The organism is Segetibacter koreensis DSM 18137, assembly GCF_000374045.1.
GTDB classification, from domain to species: Bacteria; Bacteroidota; Bacteroidia; order Chitinophagales; family Chitinophagaceae; genus Segetibacter; species Segetibacter koreensis.
On sequence record NZ_KB893330.1, the window covers coordinates 46,926 to 63,787 of the forward strand.

14 protein-coding genes are annotated in these 16,862 nt (G+C 38.2%); 5 read left to right on the forward strand and 9 right to left on the reverse strand.

What is annotated here, in order from left to right; genetic code table 11:
* Nucleotides 1-186 precede the first annotated feature (186 nt).
* The gene (locus B154_RS0114710) at nt 187-1,839 is read left to right on the forward strand and encodes a catalase (RefSeq protein ID WP_018615021.1); all 1,653 of its coding nucleotides are present in this window, start codon (nt 187-189) and stop codon (nt 1,837-1,839) included.
* A gap of 152 nt (nt 1,840-1,991) precedes the next feature.
* Here the strand turns inward: B154_RS0114710 and B154_RS0114715 are convergent, their stop codons facing one another.
* From B154_RS0114715 to B154_RS0114730, 4 genes are read right to left on the reverse strand one after another with little or no spacing between them, the layout of a single operon-like run.
* Complete coding sequence (locus tag B154_RS0114715) at nt 1,992-2,564, reverse strand: NUDIX hydrolase (protein ID WP_018615022.1); 573 nt, start codon at nt 2,562-2,564, stop codon at nt 1,992-1,994.
* Nucleotides 2,565-2,566: 2 nt separating this feature from the next.
* Nucleotides 2,567-3,106, reverse strand: coding sequence for a YfiT family bacillithiol transferase (locus B154_RS0114720; protein ID WP_018615023.1), 540 nt, complete (start codon nt 3,104-3,106; stop codon nt 2,567-2,569).
* Between the two features lie 2 nt (nt 3,107-3,108).
* Nucleotides 3,109-3,819, reverse strand: coding sequence for a BamJ family beta-barrel-assembly machinery protein (gene bamJ, locus B154_RS0114725; protein WP_169337673.1), 711 nt, complete (start codon nt 3,817-3,819; stop codon nt 3,109-3,111).
* A 52-nt stretch (nt 3,820-3,871) separates the two neighbouring features.
* Nucleotides 3,872-4,630, reverse strand: a complete 759-nt coding sequence (locus B154_RS0114730; RefSeq protein ID WP_018615025.1) for an ABC transporter ATP-binding protein — start codon at nt 4,628-4,630, stop codon at nt 3,872-3,874.
* A 219-nt stretch (nt 4,631-4,849) separates the two neighbouring features.
* Here B154_RS0114730 and B154_RS0114735 point away from each other — a divergent pair, with 219 nt between their 5' ends.
* On the forward strand, nt 4,850-6,355 hold the full coding sequence (locus tag B154_RS0114735; RefSeq protein WP_018615026.1) for a saccharopine dehydrogenase C-terminal domain-containing protein: 1,506 nt from the start codon (nt 4,850-4,852) through the stop codon (nt 6,353-6,355).
* Between the two features lie 89 nt (nt 6,356-6,444).
* Here the strand turns inward: B154_RS0114735 and B154_RS0114740 are convergent, their stop codons facing one another.
* Complete coding sequence (locus tag B154_RS0114740) at nt 6,445-7,137, reverse strand: SIR2 family NAD-dependent protein deacylase (protein ID WP_018615027.1); 693 nt, start codon at nt 7,135-7,137, stop codon at nt 6,445-6,447.
* Between the two features lie 238 nt (nt 7,138-7,375).
* Here B154_RS0114740 and B154_RS0114745 point away from each other — a divergent pair, with 238 nt between their 5' ends.
* A complete protein-coding gene (locus B154_RS0114745) occupies nt 7,376-8,431 on the forward strand; it encodes a methyltransferase (RefSeq protein ID WP_018615028.1) in 1,056 nt (351 codons plus the stop codon).
* A 205-nt stretch (nt 8,432-8,636) separates the two neighbouring features.
* Here the strand turns inward: B154_RS0114745 and B154_RS0114750 are convergent, their stop codons facing one another.
* From B154_RS0114750 to B154_RS0114760, 3 genes are all read right to left on the reverse strand, one after another.
* Nucleotides 8,637-9,341, reverse strand: coding sequence for an SDR family NAD(P)-dependent oxidoreductase (locus tag B154_RS0114750; protein ID WP_018615029.1), 705 nt, complete (start codon nt 9,339-9,341; stop codon nt 8,637-8,639).
* Between the two features lie 9 nt (nt 9,342-9,350).
* A complete protein-coding gene (locus tag B154_RS0114755) occupies nt 9,351-11,129 on the reverse strand; it encodes an aromatic amino acid hydroxylase (protein WP_018615030.1) in 1,779 nt (592 codons plus the stop codon).
* Nucleotides 11,130-11,409: 280 nt separating this feature from the next.
* The gene (locus B154_RS0114760) at nt 11,410-13,035 is read right to left on the reverse strand and encodes a hypothetical protein (protein ID WP_018615031.1); all 1,626 of its coding nucleotides are present in this window, start codon (nt 13,033-13,035) and stop codon (nt 11,410-11,412) included.
* A gap of 720 nt (nt 13,036-13,755) precedes the next feature.
* Between B154_RS0114760 and B154_RS0114765 the strand changes: the two genes are divergently transcribed.
* A complete protein-coding gene (locus tag B154_RS0114765) occupies nt 13,756-15,261 on the forward strand; it encodes a flavin monoamine oxidase family protein (RefSeq protein WP_018615032.1) in 1,506 nt (501 codons plus the stop codon).
* A gap of 31 nt (nt 15,262-15,292) precedes the next feature.
* The gene (locus B154_RS0114770; RefSeq protein ID WP_157580781.1) at nt 15,293-16,042 is read left to right on the forward strand and encodes a c-type cytochrome; all 750 of its coding nucleotides are present in this window, start codon (nt 15,293-15,295) and stop codon (nt 16,040-16,042) included.
* Between the two features lie 72 nt (nt 16,043-16,114).
* Here the strand turns inward: B154_RS0114770 and B154_RS0114775 are convergent, their stop codons facing one another.
* On the reverse strand, nt 16,115-16,831 hold the full coding sequence (locus B154_RS0114775) for a 3-ketoacyl-ACP reductase (RefSeq protein ID WP_018615034.1): 717 nt from the start codon (nt 16,829-16,831) through the stop codon (nt 16,115-16,117).
* Between the last annotated feature and the right edge of the window lie 31 nt (nt 16,832-16,862).

Genomic DNA, 16,862 nt, shown 5'->3' on the forward strand with positions numbered 1-16,862 from the left:
CAGATACTAAATAATCACTTGTTTAAGTAAAAAAGTAAACACTTGCTGACAAGGCGAAGAAGTTTTAATGGTATTTTTTTTGAAACACAATCTTTCCGGCAATTGTTTCTTTAACTTACAAAATTTGAAAAACAATTTTTTAAAAAATTTGTAATAACAACAGTTTCACCTTTTAAATTTTTACAAATGATACCTGAAGAAAACGGTAAACAAAACCAAAACAACGGTGGTCCATCAACAGGCCAGTCAACGCCGTCTGATATTCTAACAACCCGGCAGGGTCATCCTGTCAGCGATAATCAAAATCTTCGCAGCGTAGGTAATCGCGGTCCAGCCACTCTAGAGAATTACCAGTTCCTCGAAAAAATGTCTCATTTCGACAGGGAGCGTATTCCTGAGCGGGTGGTACATGCACGCGGTACCGGTGCACATGGGTATTTTGAAGCATATGGAACCGTAGGAAATGAACCTATATCAAAATATACCAGAGCTAAATTGTTCCAGGAAAAAGGAAAAAGGACTCCAACATTCGTTCGATTTTCAACAGTAGGACATGGAATTCATTCTCCCGAGACGCTGAGAGACCCAAGAGGTTTTGCAGTTAAATTTTACACAGAGGATGGCAACTGGGATCTTGTCGGTAATAACCTTAAAGTATTTTTTATCCGCGATGCCATTAAGTTTCCTGATCTTATACATTCACAGAAACCTGATCCTGTTACCAACATTCAGAACGCAGAACGCATCTTCGACTTCTTCAGTAACACACCTGAAGCAATGCACATGATCACCTTTTTATATTCACCCTGGGGCATACCTGCCAATTATCGGCAAATGCAGGGATCAGGCGTAAATACATATAAATGGGTGAATGCAGATGGCGTTGGTGTTTTAGTAAAATATCACTGGGAACCATTGCAAGGCATTAAAAATCTTACCCAGGCACAGGCACAGGAAATACAGGGTAAAAACTTTAACCATGCAACACAAGACCTTTACCAAGCGATTGAAAGAGGCGATTATCCTCAGTGGGAGTTAAATGTGCAGATCATGGAAGATGGTGAACATCCTGAATTGGATTTTGATCCTTTAGACGACACGAAGATCTGGCCGCAGGACTTGTTCCCATGGATGCCGGTCGGTAAAATGACACTGAACAGAAATCCGGTAAACTTCTTTGCAGAAGTAGAACAATCAGCCTTTGGTACGGGCGTGTTGGTTGACGGTTTAGATTTTTCTGATGACAAAATGTTGCAGGGGCGTACCTTCTCTTATTCAGATACACAACGTTACAGAGTAGGTGCAAATTACCTTCAATTACCCATCAATGCGCCAGTAAAAAAGGCTGCAACAAACCAAAGAGATGGTCAAATGGCTTATTACCAGGATATTGTCCCTGGCTTAAATCCGCATGTAAACTACGAACCATCGAACTTAGGCGGGTTAAAAGAATCTCCTAAGACCGGTAAAGATCATACACCTTTTTATTCAGCTAATCTTGTTCGTCAAAAAATTGACAGAGTTAACCCTTTTAAACAAGCTGGAGAAAGATACAGAGCATTTGAGAATTGGGAAAGAGAAGAGCTTATTTCAAATCTTGGAAGCGCTCTTGCAACTTGTGCACAGGTGATCCAGGATAAAATGATCGACATGTTGACACAGTGCGATGCCGAATATGGGCAAAGAGTAGCTGATGGTATAAAGAAAGCCAAAGAATTGATAATGAAAGAAAAAGAGATGATGAAGGAAAACGGCCACGCCGCGGCAGGAAGCAATGCACAGAAAGAAGAAGCAGTTAAACAAGCTGAAGAAATATCTACCGAAGCAAGGCCCTATTAGTGGAGCAAACCTTTCTTGATCAATAAAAATAAAACAGCCTGGAAAATGATTTCCGGGCTGTTTTATTAAAATCGTTTTTAATAGTTTTTATATTGCTTTTACAAATCTTGTTCTTCCAATTTACAAAAGCAAGAAAAAATTTTCTTTGACCTTTAGCTAAGCTGAAGTTTCTTCAATCTTGCTAATGCATAAAAAATATTGGTTACATGCATAGACTGAATGAACTTGTTTTCAGAAAGCATCTGCTTAAATTCTTCGAAGCTTACAATTAAAATGTCAATTTCCTCATTAGCATCTAACTGCTGGCTTTGAACCTTTTCACCGCCTAACAATAAAAACATGTGTAAGGTATTGCTGTTGGTAGATGGATTTGCAGATGATCGTCCAAGGTATTCTGCAGTTTCAAAGCTGTAGCCCGTTTCTTCCAAAAATTCTCTCCTGATAGCTTCTTCAAAATTTTTATCAGTTTTATCTACACATCCTCCGGGTAATTCAAGGCACACCTCTCCTAATGCATGCCTGTATTGCCTCACTAGTATCACTTTCTCGTCTTTTGTCAGTGCTAAACCGGTTACCCAATCAGGGTATTCCATTACATAGTATGGATCAACAATTTTCCCGTCGGGTCTTATGCACCTGTCTTTTCTTGCATACAACCACGTATCTCTAAAAATATATTCCGAAGAAATTGTTTCCCACTTCATCCCTGTATTTTCTTTTTTCATTACTACCAACCTTCCTGTTCTTTAAGCCGCGTAATGTGTGCGACATGATGTCTCCCATGCCATGCATACATGCCCAACAAATCCCATAGTGACAATTGCTTCTGCTGCCCCGGATGATAAACAGTTCTATCAAAAAATTTCTGTTCGGTAATATTTTCGATAGCAGCATACCAACGACGGTGCAAAGCATGCAACAGGGTCGTTGACACGTTTACAGGAACGGAAAACACGTCTGTACAATTTGCCCACTCCTTTTCTTCGTACGTTTTAATAGTGGGATTATCTTCGGTGAGCGCAAGTTTAAAACGAATGTATGCATTCATGTGGCTGTCAGCAATGTGATGCGTCAATTGCTTCACTGTCCATCCACCTTCACGGTAAGGAGTATCCAATTGATGTTCATCCAGATTTTGAATAGCAAACTCAAGATCAGTGGGAAGAAACTTAATATCTGTTAACCATTTTTCTTTTAAGTTACCAGAAAAAGGTTGAGGCTCAAATTTTCCAATTGGATAACGAACGTTGTCATTAGCTTCAGACATAATTACTGTTTCGGTTTATTACTGCCAATTCCAAGCAACTCTACTTCAAACACGAGCGTAGATCCCCCGGGTATTTCCTGTCCTGCACCGTAGTCGCCGTAGCCAATAGACGATGGAATATACAATTTCCATTTACTGCCTACAGGCATCATAGTCAATGCTTCTGTCCAACCAGGAATTACACCTGAAACGGGAATACTAAGAGGCTCACCGCGTTTGTAAGAGTTATCAAATTCTTTTCCGCTAAGCAATGATCCTATGTAGTGAGCAGTAACAGTATCTTCTTTTTTAGGAACCGGACCGGTACCCTTCACCAAAATTTCGTACTGAAGTCCACTCGGAGTTTCAACAACTTCTTTGCGTGCTTTATTTTTCACCAAAAACTCCCTGCCCTTTTCTTTTTCTACTTCAGCAACCTTTTTCGCTTTGGTTTCAGCTAATTTGCCCATTATCTGGTTAGCCTGGTCCATATTCATCAATGTTGGCTGATCTTTTATTGTCTGGTCTATTGCCTTATTCAACATAGAATAGTTCAGCGTTTTTATCCCCTGGCTTTTCATATACTGACCGAGGGATATGCCAAAAGCATAACTTACACTGTCTGTATTACTTTTAAGTGCAGCTCCGGTAGTCGCAGTTTTGGTTTTTGTTACCGTTTTGCCTGTTTTTGTTTGTGCATGCAACGTTACAGTCAGCATCAGAACTGATGGCATTAAAAAAAGTCTTTTCATAAATCGTATAAATGGTAATTTGTTTGCAATGTAGTTATTCTTCGCGAAGGGATTTACCTGTAAGATGAATGAAAACATCTTCAAGTGTTGCCGCCTTTACTTCTTTTTTTCTTTCAAAACCGGTAGAAACAAGGTCATCAATAAGTTTATCAGGATTGTCAATGGCAATAATTTTACCACTATCAATCACCGCTACCCTGTCACAAAGCACTTCAGCCTCATCCATGTAGTGCGTGGTTATTATAACAGTTGTGCCTTTTTTCCTTATATCAGTTATCAAATCCCACAAATTTCTTCTTGCCTGTGGATCAAGACCTGTGGTAGGCTCGTCTAAAAAGATAATTTTAGGCTGATTGATAAGCGTGGTTGCAATGGAAAAGCGTTGTTTTTGTCCACCGCTAAGCTCTTTATATTTTGCCTTTGCCTTATCTTTTAAATTTACAAGATTCAAAAATTCCGTTACATCAACTTTTTGGTTGTACAAGCCGCTAAACAGCTTAATCAGTTCGGTAAGATTTAGCCCGGGATAATACCCCGAAGTTTGTAATTGTACTCCTATTATCTTTTTTATTTCATTTGGCTCCAAATCAAGGTCCATTCCATCTACAAATACTTTTCCGTCGGTTTTCTCTCTAAGGGTTTCAATAATTTCAAGTGTTGTACTTTTTCCTGCTCCATTAGGTCCAAGCAAGCCAAAAATCTCACCTTCATTTACACTAAAGCTAATGCCTTTTACCGCCGTAAAATCTCCATATTTTTTTACCAGGTTTTGAACCTCAATTATTTTTTTCATTTGATTTTGTACCTCACTTTATTAATAGCGAGATTTAACCTTCAGCCTTTTTTCACTACAATGATATTTTTTTCCAGAAAACCAGGAATGCAAATATCACTAAGTATTACTTATTAAAGATTTAAAGTTATAGTTCCATCTCTTTTTAAGAAAAAGTTTTTTTATTTGACTAGTAAGTTGCAGGTTCAATAAGTATCTTTCGTTACAATCTGTAACATTATGAAACACATTTTGCTTTTTGGTGCAGGCAAATCTGCTACTTATCTGATAGAATATTTAAAAGAGTTTTCTACGACTTTTCAATATAATGTTACTGTCGCCGATGAAAATTTTGAAAGTGTACGGTCAAAAGTTGGTGAACATCCTTTTGTAAAAGCCGCAGAGGCCAATGCAGAAAATGAAACTGAAAGAAAAAATCTAATTCAAGAGGCGGATGTAGTTATATCGTTACTTCCTCCTTCGCTGCATTATCTTGTAGCGATTGACTGTATAAACTATCGTAAACATCTTTTAACTGCTTCCTATACAGACGAAAAAATACTTGCGCTAAAGCCTCAGATCGAATCAGCAAAATTGTTGTTTTTATGCGAAATGGGTTTAGATCCTGGTATCGACCATATGAGTGCAATGAAGCTGATAAATACAATAAAAGCGCTGGGTGGGAAAATAATATCTTTTAAATCGCATTGCGGTGGATTAGTAGCGCCGGAGAGTGATGATAATCCCTGGCATTATAAAATCAGCTGGAACCCGAGGAATATAATTCTTGCTGGAAAAGCAGGTGCCGTATTTAAAGAAAACGGTGAAATAAAACATGTTCCATACGAAGAACTATTTACAAATAAAAACACGGTAGTTGTAGATAAAGAAATAGTTCTTTCATATTATCCTAACCGCGACTCTCTTGCTTATGTTCCTATATATAATTTAGAAAATACCAATACATTTATCAGAACTACTTTACGACATCCCGATTTCTGTTTCGGATGGAAAAATCTGATTGACCTCAAGCTGACAGATGATACAATTGAGTACAATACAAACAACATGTCGATAGCTGATTTTTTTAAAGCGCACTTTGACAAATTTGGATTTAACGAATGGTTAAATGAAATGCTGACAACAAGGCTTTCTAATGCAAAAGATATAATGGAAAATCTTGTTCAGCTGATAGAAACAGAAAAAGAATCGCAAAAAGCCCCGGAAAATGAAGAAGATGAGACGATTATGCTGGTAAATGAAAATGGTGAATTAAATACTTTTGAAGTAGAAGATGTAAAAGAACAGGCAGCAGCAAGTCTTGCAGTTAAAATGCATGAGGCAAGTCTTATTCTTAAACAACTTTTCTTTTTAGGTCTTGACAGCAACGAGATGATAAACCAGGGAAATTGTACTGCCGCAGAAGTTCTTCAGTTTATTGTTGAAAAAAAACTTGCATTAAAAGAAAAAGATAAGGATATGATAGTAATGGTGCACGAGATAGAATATGAAAGAAACGGGAGTCGTAACAAAGTAAGGAGTAGCCTGATAGTTAAGGGAGAAGATGGTATGCATACTGCTATGGCTAAAACTGTTGGTCTTCCTCTTGGTATTGCCGCAAAACTTGTTCTTGACGGCAGTTTAACTGAAACCGGTCTTCATATTCCTGTTCTCCCCTCTATTTACATTCCTGTTTTAGACGAACTTGCAAAACACGGCATTGAGTTTACAATTAAATTTGAATGAAAGAAATGCTTTTCATTACACTTTTATATTGCGTTATAAGACTCTCCTACCCTTTTTTCATTCATCTAAAATAAAACTGAAAAAACTGTTTAGGTAAATTCACTTAATATTCTTTTCAACTCCTTCACTCCTTCTGTGGCGGGTTTTTCAATAACAGTTACATTGCTTATCGAACGTGTGTAAGGAATATTTTTATCGATTATAAATTTAGGAATATTCGCAGGAGCGTAATTTACCAGGCCGGCAGCAGGATAAACTAACAATGAAGTGCCGATAACTACAAATATTTCCGCTGTACTCATTACCTCTAACGCATCTTCTATTTTAGGTACCAGCTCATCAAACCAAACTATATGAGGCCGTAACTGGCCTGCATCTTCAGCAAGGTCTCCTATATTGATGTCGCCCCTTATGTCGTAAATAAGGTTTGAATTTGTTACACTACGCATTTTAAAGATTTCGCCATGCAGGTGTATTATATTGCTGCTTCCGCCTCTTTCGTGAAGGTCATCTATGTTTTGAGTGATTACGGTAACATCAAAATCTTTTTCAAGCTCTGCAAGACCAGTATGTGCTTCATTTGGCTTAGCCGCAGCTACATCTTTTCGACGCATATTATAGAAATCGAGCACCAGCTCAGGATTTTTTTCAAATCCCGTTGGGGTAGCCACTTCATATACATTGTATCCTTCCCACAATCCGTCTGTATCTCTAAAAGTTTTAAGGCCGCTTTCTGCGCTTATTCCCGCGCCGGTCAACACTACTAACTTCTTTTTCCTCATTGTTCATTATTTTCAGATCTTCAAAATTCGTATTTTTTTATTGATAGCTGCAGGAACAGAACGTATATTATCACTAATCATTAAGATAGTGGTAAGATTTTTATGAACCAAAGTGTAGGAATACTATGAGACATTGTTGCGACGCAGTACATTCATCTTTTAGTTCCCTGATTTAACTTTTTCAAATAATACGTGGAGATCATTGTAAAGTAGGTTAACACAAAATAGAAACAGTACTATGAAGTTTTCTCCCATCGCTCAAAATCCCTTGGAGTGGGTTGCGTTAAAGGCTGGCCTTGTACCAACGCCATTAGCTTATTCGCACTTCGGGTTTATGCTAAGCAAGTTTTTGCTCGAGGCAGTTGACAAAGGAGTCTTTGAAGCGATTGGCCGTAACAACGTTTCGCTAGCCCACATTGCGGGAGCATGTAGTTTAAATGAAAAAGCGCTTAAAAGTTTATTAGGAGTTCTCGCAACAATGGGTTTGATAAATTATAAAAACGATTCTTTTTTTCTCACAAAAAAATCAAAAAAATGGATACTGAAAGATAGCCCCGAATCCTTGTACTGGTTAATGATGTTTGACAACCGCGTTTGCCTAAAGTGGATGGATAACGTAGGGAATTTTCTGGAAACAGGCCAGGGGCTTCAATACCACAACACTTTCAACGAAGAAGAATGGTTTTATTATCAAAAAGCAATGGAAGCAGCAGCCTCTGCGACATCTAAAGAAGCAGTAAGAAAAATCCCTGTTCCTGCAAATGCCTCTCAAATGCTTGATATTGGCGGCGCTCACGGATTATATTCTGTTGCCTTATGTAAAAAAAATCCTGGTCTTTCATCAGTAATTCTTGACCTTCCTGCTGCTGTAGAAAAAGCAAAACCTATTTTAGAAAAGTATACAATGGGAGACCGAATAAAGCACCGGGCAGGCAATGTACTTACCGACGATTTGGGAAATGAAATGTATGACCTTATTTTAATGGCAAGCGTTTCTCATCACTTTACAAACGAAGAAAATATACTTGTGGCAAAAAAGGCTTTCACAGCACTGAAACCAGGGGGCGTTTTTACAATTATGGAAGTGTTAAGAACTGATACTATTCAATACAACGGGGATATGTTGAGCGCGTTAGGAGATTTCTTTTTCGCCCTAAGCAGCACATCGGGCATATGGAGTTTGCAGGAAATTAAATTATGGCAAAAAGAAGCCGGCTTTGCTCCTTACAAAAAAAGTACTTTCTTAACTATTCCGGGCTATACAGCTATTTCTGCCCGCAAAGAATCAAAATAGCAAATGTTGCGTTTATGTTTACAGCACACTAAAAAGCATAAAAAAACCTGCTATTAAACGCTTATTAACCTATTGAATATTTGCAGCCCGTTTCAATTAACTTCATAATTTATTTTTTGCATCAGTTTTTTTAAAACAAGTGCCGCTACAAACAGATTTAATATAATTATTGAACATTTGAATATAGAAAAATAAACTTGTGTGCTTAAGGAGTCGTAATAGAAACGGGCAAAATTTTACCATTAAAAATTTTATGACCTGAAAGCGCAAAATCTGCAACAAACTTTCCCATTTCTGCAGCTTTAACTGGTGAAAGATAACCCGGAAAAGCTTTTGCAAGCATTTCGGTTTGGGCAGAGCCTAAAGCGAGACAATTTATTTTAATACCTCTATCAGCAAGTTCCAATGCAAGACATTCGGTTAATGTATGCAAGGCGGCTTTGCTTGCAGAATATGCTGACAAACCCGCAAACTTGACGCTTCCCTGGAAACCGCCCATACTGCCAATGTTAACAATATGAGCACCCTTTCTCATAAGGGGAAGCAAAAACTGAATCATTTTTACATGCCCGAGTAAATTTGTTTGAAGCATTTCAGCAAAATCCAATTGCGTTATTTGTTCAAAAGGTTTATTGATAAGTGTGCCTGCATTATTAATAAGAACGTCTATACTTCCAATCCTCTCCTTCACAAAAGGAATTAAGTCGGCAGTGTAATCTCCATGTACAATATCAAACCTTGATGTTATTAAATTACAATCAGGATTAAGAGTTAAGGCAAGTTCAGATAGAGTTTCCAACTTATCTTCGGAACGCGCCAGCGCGATAACTGCATTATCAGTATTAAGAATAAGTTCGAGAACCGCTTCATATCCTACCCCGCTGCTTGCACCTGTTATTACAATATTCATATAAATAGTTTATGTAGTTGCCAACTCGACGACGGGATGATCAATAAGATAAAGCCCATCTGTTATTAGTTTTTCATATTCTGCCGATGTGGAAGCTTTGCGCTCTAAATATTCTTTTATTTCTTTTGCGATTTCTGTATAAATGTTCTCCTGGGTCATTATCTCGAGAATTTCAAGAGAACATAACCAATCATCAGGAAAAACATATTTTAACCTGTTCCAAACTTCGGGCAACTGAAGACAATCATTGTGTTGCTCCCGGCAATTTCTTACCGCCTGAAACAATTGCTGGTATTCCTTTTCCCTTACAGTATAATTATGGTGATGGGTTTTGGTTTTAGGAATTAATGCAACTTCTTCAAAAGCGTTTTTATCTGCTGCCCCACAAAAAACAGACCTAATTCTTTCTCCAACTGCCATATCATAATTACCCCATGCAGGCTCAAAATAATTTTCCCCGTCAACACCTTTAACCGTACAGTTTGCAAAAGTAATAATTAATAATTTTTCATTTTTAAATGTCAGTTGTGCAACCACTCCACCTACAGTAATGCCTGATTCAAATTTGAGGGAACCAGGTTTATCTTTTTCAATGCCTATATTTTGCAAGTCTTCTTCTGAAAAATTTTCAAGTGGCAAGTTGTTTCCTTTTAGTTTTCCCGCAGGGGATGTAAAACCATTTTTATGATAACTCTTGTCGTGACCGCTTAGTTGCTTATTTTCTTCAGCGAGAGCAGTAGGTCCGCCGGTTTTAATAAAAATTACATTGTTTTTGTCATCTACCTTCACATCTGTAAATATTCCTGAGACCTGCAAACCCGAATTGTAAACAACCGTGCAAACATTTTTGCATTCTATAGCTTTAAGCACACCTTCGGCACCCCCTTTTCTAAAAGCCATCGTATTTGCAAATTCTTCAAGTACATTTATCAAATTTTGAAAAGTTGGTGTTACAAATAACTGCGGCTGTGGTTTAGTTATGTCAAACGGATAATTAACTGCGTCAATAGTGTACCAGAGTTTTTTTACTTCCGGCTTCATACAGTTAGCGCTTTCGCCGATAGACGATAACAAACCTGCTCCGTAGATTTTCGGATTTTCCAATGTTCCTATTAAACCATATTCTACTGTCCACCAATGCAAGCGGCTTAATAAAGCCATTTCTGAAGGTTCACCAAGATTTTGCTGGCAGAACGCTACCTTTTTTTCTGCCTGGGTTAACTCATCAGCGTCAGCATCTGGCAACTCTTTTAAAATTGACAGTTCGCGTATTGCTTCATACAGCTCAAAATCTTTAAAGGAAAACATTGCTTTTGCACCAATAGAACCAAAATAACTTAAGTATTGATTATAATCACTATCTGCAATTATAGGAGCATGGCCGGCAGATTCGTGAATGATGTCAGGAGCAGGAGTATATTCTATATGATGTAGCTGGCGTATGTCAGCGGCAATGACCAAAACGTGGTATGCCTGGTATTCCATAAAGGCGGCCGGAGGAATGAAACCATCGACAGTAACAGCTCCCCATCCAATTTTTGCGAGTGCGTCATTCATTTCCTGCAAATCAGGAATTTTTTCTATAGTAAGGCCGGCTTTACGCAAACCAGGTATATAAGGGTAATAAGCCACATCTTTTAAATAGCTATAATTTTGACGCATCACGTATCGCCATACAGCATGATCAACAGGTGTGTATTTTTCATAATGCTGTTCTACTATAAATTGCCTTAAATGTTTTGGCAACAGGGCAACATGTGGATTATTAAAGTCATTAAATTCATTCATATAGTTTGCATTCAAACACCTATGTAAAGTTAGCTAATTGTCTCGACCTGAGTTAGGCTGAACTGCGGATTGGCAGAACCAGATTTGATGGAATTATTTGGAAAATTGGAAGGATTTTTTTTTGAAATTCAGGTTACAAACTGATCAAGGTTAAGGTGATTTAAAACCTTTACTCACTGAAGTTGATACTAGTTGAACTATTGCAGCAGGCTATAGAAATACATTACAATTAAGACCGATCAAAAGCAGATAAAACCTGTTAATTTTGTACCTCAGAATATTACAGACCCGTAATTATTATATTTCCCAAGCTCATTCTTTTAATTGTAACTGCATAATCACCATTAGCAAGGCTTTTCAAAACATAGCCCTGGTCTCTTAGATCGGAACGTAATGAAATAGTCTTCCCATTTAAAGTTATTTTTACTGGTTTAAATGCAAGCCGTAGATATTCTGTTCCATTATCGCTTGTAGCCCTATATTCAATTCTTTTAGGCTTGTAAAATACTTTTTTTAATATTCCTTCAGAATACAAAATGTGGTTTTCATGGAGGGGCGCCCATTCCGGAATTGCCCCTAAAGCTGGATAAAACATGCGAGGGCCTTCACCATAACAGTCAGACCACCAATTGGAGATCCCGTTACTGACCGGGCTCTCAAAAGCACGCCCGGTCGAATCATTACAATAGGTAACCCAGTTGAATGAACGGTACGCCTTATCTTTATATTTTTCATCGCCCGATATTGCATACCAACGTGCGCATTCTGCTGCATATCGCGCTGTCTGATAATCCATTTTAATCAAAAATCCATCCTGTTCCCCTACTATATTTGCCCCCCACATATTAGCAGGTTCGTTTCCTGCGCAACGGGTAACAAAATTGTCCTCGGTCCATTTTATCAGTTTCGGTATATCAGTTTTCCACGCGGTATCAAACTCTGGATGATCAAACATATACAGTTTTGCATTGCTCGCGCTCATGTTACTTTTATATGTGTTGCTGTTAACATTATTATCAGTGTGGCCATCAGTCCAGTAACCTGTTTTCATAGGAAATTGAAGTATAAAATTCCGTGTTTTGTCCATCGCCAGTTGATAATCGCATATATTACCAATTTTTGCTTTCACAAGATTGTCCAACAGCGAGTAACATCCTATCCAGTTGGCTCCATATTCCGCTTTAATTTCACCTGTACTCATCACTACCCTGTAAGGCCAGACAGACTTGGTTGCAGAACCCGTTCTTGCTTTGAGAGCAAGCGTATTTGCAACATTAACTGCCGCTGTTTTATATTTTTCTTCACCTGTATACAGGTACAGCCGGTAGTAGGTCAATCCCATATCACCTGCATGGTCTACCTGTATTTCATGCAAAACAAATCTTCCAGCTGATGTAAAACCACGAAAGATTGTGTCGCCTGCATTGGTGGTAGTGTATGGAAAATTTGGCCAAGCAAATGTTGAAGGACTGGTCCCATGAGCTATAGTATAATCAATCAGTTTTTTTACAATAGTCATTACGGTTGTATCGCCCGTATACGCATAATATAAACGAGCAGATTCAAACCAGTTTGGTATTTTTTCACCAACATCATTCATCCATGTATCAGGTTCAAGATTCCAGAGGTACGCACAGTAAAAATAATATTGCGGATAAGAGGATCGGGGTTTAGGGCCCGGACTATTTGGAACCCTGGTTTTAATGAAGTTCCACCGCTGGTGGAGAAATTTACTATAAGCACTTGATTGAGGTGTGATCCAGGAAACAATTTTTGACTGCTTATCTAAAATTACTTTGTGCCCAATAAATGAATCAGCTTTTGCATTTGCGGTAAATAAAGTCGATTGAGCAGAAAGAGAAGATGTAATTGAAGTTGCAAGTATAAATACCAAAATATTTTTCATGACTTGGGGGTTGAGGTTTGCACGTGTAGAGTCTGTATCTAACCATTCTGATAATAAGAACTTATTTGCGGCAGTTTTGCCTCAGATAAATAAAATTAATTGCTGTTATCAGCTTTTTATTCACTTAATCTTTAGGGCTCGGTGTAGTTATTTTCTTTATGTAGTAGGTGAGCAGGTTATCACAACTCAAATATAAATAATTTAAATAGGTATTCAAATTTTGTTGAAACACTCTCTTATAGATTTATTTTGCCGCTGAGTTAGTCGAAGAAATGAATACACTTTTGAAAGCCGTAAGTATCGCATTAGTTCAAATTAAAATAGAGAAAGTACATAGTTTATTTTTATTAGTGGGAGAACAAAACGTTTTGACGTAACTTTTTATATTGATCATTCGGCCAATTGTTTTATGAAAACAGTGAGTTTGTCAAGTATGTAGTCGTATATACTATCCAATTGCTATCAATATCACATTCACACCTCTTCCACGACATTTTGTAGAAATCAAGATGTTATTTATAGAATACAGAAATTGTTACAACTTTAAATAAGTATTTTGCAATTAAGGCTAAAGCCGAACAATGCAGTGCGAAAAAACGGGTTGCTGCCAGGATGGTGTAATAACTGGCATTGCGATCTTGAATTATCGAGGTGTAGTGAACATTCTGCATGAACGCGACCAACAGAGTTTCTAAAATTTATTAGCATAAAGCCAGGTAAATGAAAAATGTAAAAAGAAGAGATTTTATTAAAAACACAATGATAGCCGGAATAGGTACTTCTCTTATTGCTCCTGTTAGTCTAGAAGCTATGGAAGATGTTGTAAAAGTAGAAGTCGGCAATATTGGTGTTTCTGTTCCTGGTAAAAGTAAGAAAGTTATTGTTGCCGGTGGTGGCATTACCGGTTTATGCTGTGCCTATGAATTAATGAAAAACGGTCATGATGTAGTTGTATTGGAGGCTAACGGGAGGCATGGAGGACACGTCTTTACCGGTCGCGACGGCTTGTCTGAAGGGTTATATGCAGATTACGGAGCCGACCACATAACAAAGCCGGGTTATGAAAGATTTTTTGAGTATGTGAAGGAGTTCGATCTTACTGCACTTCCTTACCCCAATGCAGAAGGCTCTGAGGCCGCCCCTGATAAAAATGCCCTTAAAATGATTGATGGTAAATTTTATTCACGCGAAATGCTTGCTGATCCCGCGGTTTTAAGAAAACTGGGTTTTAATGAAAGGGAAGTTACATTCCTATCCAAGAACCCCTGGTACAATTTAAGCTCGCTGTTTTTGAAATCCTATCGCAATAAGTTTGCTGCCCCTGACGAGCCCTTTGGGATAGGTTACGATGATCTGGATAAAATTTCCATTGTTGATATTTTTAAAAAAGAAAATGCGTCACCAACTGCACTTCGTTTTCTTGGAGGACAGAATACGTCTGCGCTCTACTACTTGTGGCGGCTGGCAATTATGGGTTTTCGCGGAATACCAATGTCGGAGGGCGAAACTTTTCATTTGAAAGGTGGCAACCAGGAACTTCCTACTGCTTTTGCCAAACGGCTGGGATCACGTGTCTTGTTAAATCATCCTGTTCTTGCTATTAAACGTGGCGAAACCGGAATCACGGTTATTTACAAGGCCTACGGCTATGATGAAGAAAAAGAAATGACCGCAGATTTTCTCGTGAACTGCATTCCACTTCCCATATTTAAAAACATTCCGGTAACTCCTGCGTTATCACCGGAAAAGCAATATGTAGTAGACAACATCTCTTACAGTTCTCATCCCTTTTATGTATTTGAAGCAAGTTCAAGATTTTGGTTAGATGATGGAATAAAAAGCATTAATATGGAATTTGAACATCCTGATATTTCATCTGTCTGGCAGGAAACAAACCAGGTAGATACGACTCGCATTATCTTAAAGGCATATGGGCCTGGCGGACTTTCTCCCCAACGGGTTTTAGCTGCTTTTAGAAAACTCTATCCAGGTAAAAAAGACACAATTGTACAGGCATTAACGGTAGACTGGACAAAAGATAAGTTTGCACCAACCTGTGAGATGGAACCATTTCCTATTGGAGAAATGCATAAGTTTTGGCCACAAATAATGAAACCTGATGGAAGAATATATTTTGCCGGCACTTATGCAGACAATCTCAGCCGCGGAATGGAATCGTGTATTCGTTCGGCTCAACGGGTAGCCAGGGAGATTAATAATATTTGATTTTTCAGAACAATTTATCTGAAGTTAACTTATGCTAAAGAAACTAACATTCTTTCTAATGTATGTATTTGTTGTTGTTGTTTTATATTCTTTTGTTACGGTCAGCAGCAATTTCGAAAAGAATATAAAAGGGCAAGAAAACCATCCACCTGTTGTAAAAATCATTACTCCTGCAAACAACAATTCTTATGCATGGAACACTCCAATTCCTTATAAGATCAAAGTGTCTGACCCGGAGGATGGAGAATCTGAATTCCAGGAAATTTCATCAAATGATGTGTTTCTACAGGTAAAGTACCTGGCTGACGCAACAAAAGCATCTGCTGAATTAAAGCAGGGAGACAAAAGCGAACCGACAGGGTTAACAGCCATTAAAAGTTCAAATTGTCTTAACTGTCACGCTTTTACCGGTAAATTAATTGGTCCTTCATTTTACGATATTAGCAAACGCTATCCCAATACAAAATTGAATCTTGATATTCTCGAAAAACATATCCGGGAAGGTTCATCAGGTGTATGGGGCAACGTAACCATGCCTACGCATACTGAATTAACGAAAGAAGAAACCCGGGAAATGGTTACCTGGATCTTAGAAAACGCAGCTGATCCTAATGTGAGTTACTTCCGGGGCACAGAAGGTTACTTTACCATTAAACCTCCTGTTGAAACTCAGCAACAAGCCGCCTTTGTTGTCACCGCCAGTTACACTGATCATGGAGTGAAAGATAAACCTAAACAAAATCAAAGAGGCCAGGATGTAATTATTATCCACGGCAAGTAAAGTGAATACAAGTTATTGCAGTAGACGGGTTTCGAAAATTTTTTAACCCTTTTCGAAGCACCTAATACCTGTTTATGGATTTGTAGAAAAAATACTGGCTTCTTTTACAAATATTCTTCGGTTTAATTTTAGTTGGGCAATAATCAGTTCAGCAAAGTCTTCCGGATGCATGACTCTTTCAGGATCACCAGTAATTAAATTGGCGCTATGTGCTAAATCTGTAACTACAGTACTTGGTGCTAATGCCATTACACGGATGTTGTGCTTACGTACCTCCTGCATTAAGCTTTCCGTTAAACCAAACACGGCAAACTTAGATGCACTATACGCACTCGTTACAGCACTACCCGTTTTACCTGCTGTAGAAGAAATATTAATTATATCACCGGTTTTTCTTTCTATCATTTGCGGCAATACAGCCCGCGTTGCATAATACACACCAAATACGTTTATTCTAATCATATTTTCCCATACTTCAGGTTCAAGTTCCAGAAACTTTCCAAACGTTCCGGTCCCTGCATTATTAATAAGTATGTCCACAGGTGCTAATTCACTTTGCACTTTTGCAACGGCTGCTTCTACCTCAGTTCTGTTACTTATATCAGCAGTAGCAACAGATGCTTTTACGCCTAAAAGAGTAATTTCATCTGCCACGGCCTTTAAGTCTTTTTCTGTGCGCGCAAGCAGGCCTACGTTTACACCTTCCTTAGCCAGTGCTACAGCTATCGCCTTTCCAATTCCTTTGCCAGCGCCTGTTACCAACGCTGTTTTACCTCGCAATGATTCCATATATTTAATTTTAGTCTATAAAAATATCTAA

Coding starts and splice junctions, on each gene's coding strand:
- B154_RS0114735 (WP_018615026.1), top strand. CDS start 4,850: ATGAAACACATTTTGCTTTTTGGTGCAGGCAAATCTGCTACTTATCTG.
- B154_RS0114770 (WP_157580781.1), top strand. CDS start 15,293: ATGCTAAAGAAACTAACATTCTTTCTAATGTATGTATTTGTTGTTGTT.
- B154_RS0114775 (WP_018615034.1), bottom strand. CDS start 16,831: ATGGAATCATTGCGAGGTAAAACAGCGTTGGTAACAGGCGCTGGCAAA.
- B154_RS0114710 (WP_018615021.1), top strand. CDS start 187: ATGATACCTGAAGAAAACGGTAAACAAAACCAAAACAACGGTGGTCCA.
- bamJ (WP_169337673.1), bottom strand. CDS start 3,819: ATGCCATCAGTTCTGATGCTGACTGTAACGTTGCATGCACAAACAAAA.
- B154_RS0114715 (WP_018615022.1), bottom strand. CDS start 2,564: ATGAAAAAAGAAAATACAGGGATGAAGTGGGAAACAATTTCTTCGGAA.
- B154_RS0114750 (WP_018615029.1), bottom strand. CDS start 9,341: ATGAATATTGTAATAACAGGTGCAAGCAGCGGGGTAGGATATGAAGCG.
- B154_RS0114740 (WP_018615027.1), bottom strand. CDS start 7,137: ATGAGGAAAAAGAAGTTAGTAGTGTTGACCGGCGCGGGAATAAGCGCA.
- B154_RS0114765 (WP_018615032.1), top strand. CDS start 13,756: ATGAAAAATGTAAAAAGAAGAGATTTTATTAAAAACACAATGATAGCC.
- B154_RS0114730 (WP_018615025.1), bottom strand. CDS start 4,630: ATGAAAAAAATAATTGAGGTTCAAAACCTGGTAAAAAAATATGGAGAT.
- B154_RS0114760 (WP_018615031.1), bottom strand. CDS start 13,035: ATGAAAAATATTTTGGTATTTATACTTGCAACTTCAATTACATCTTCT.
- B154_RS0114755 (WP_018615030.1), bottom strand. CDS start 11,129: ATGAATGAATTTAATGACTTTAATAATCCACATGTTGCCCTGTTGCCA.
- B154_RS0114745 (WP_018615028.1), top strand. CDS start 7,376: ATGAAGTTTTCTCCCATCGCTCAAAATCCCTTGGAGTGGGTTGCGTTA.
- B154_RS0114720 (WP_018615023.1), bottom strand. CDS start 3,106: ATGTCTGAAGCTAATGACAACGTTCGTTATCCAATTGGAAAATTTGAG.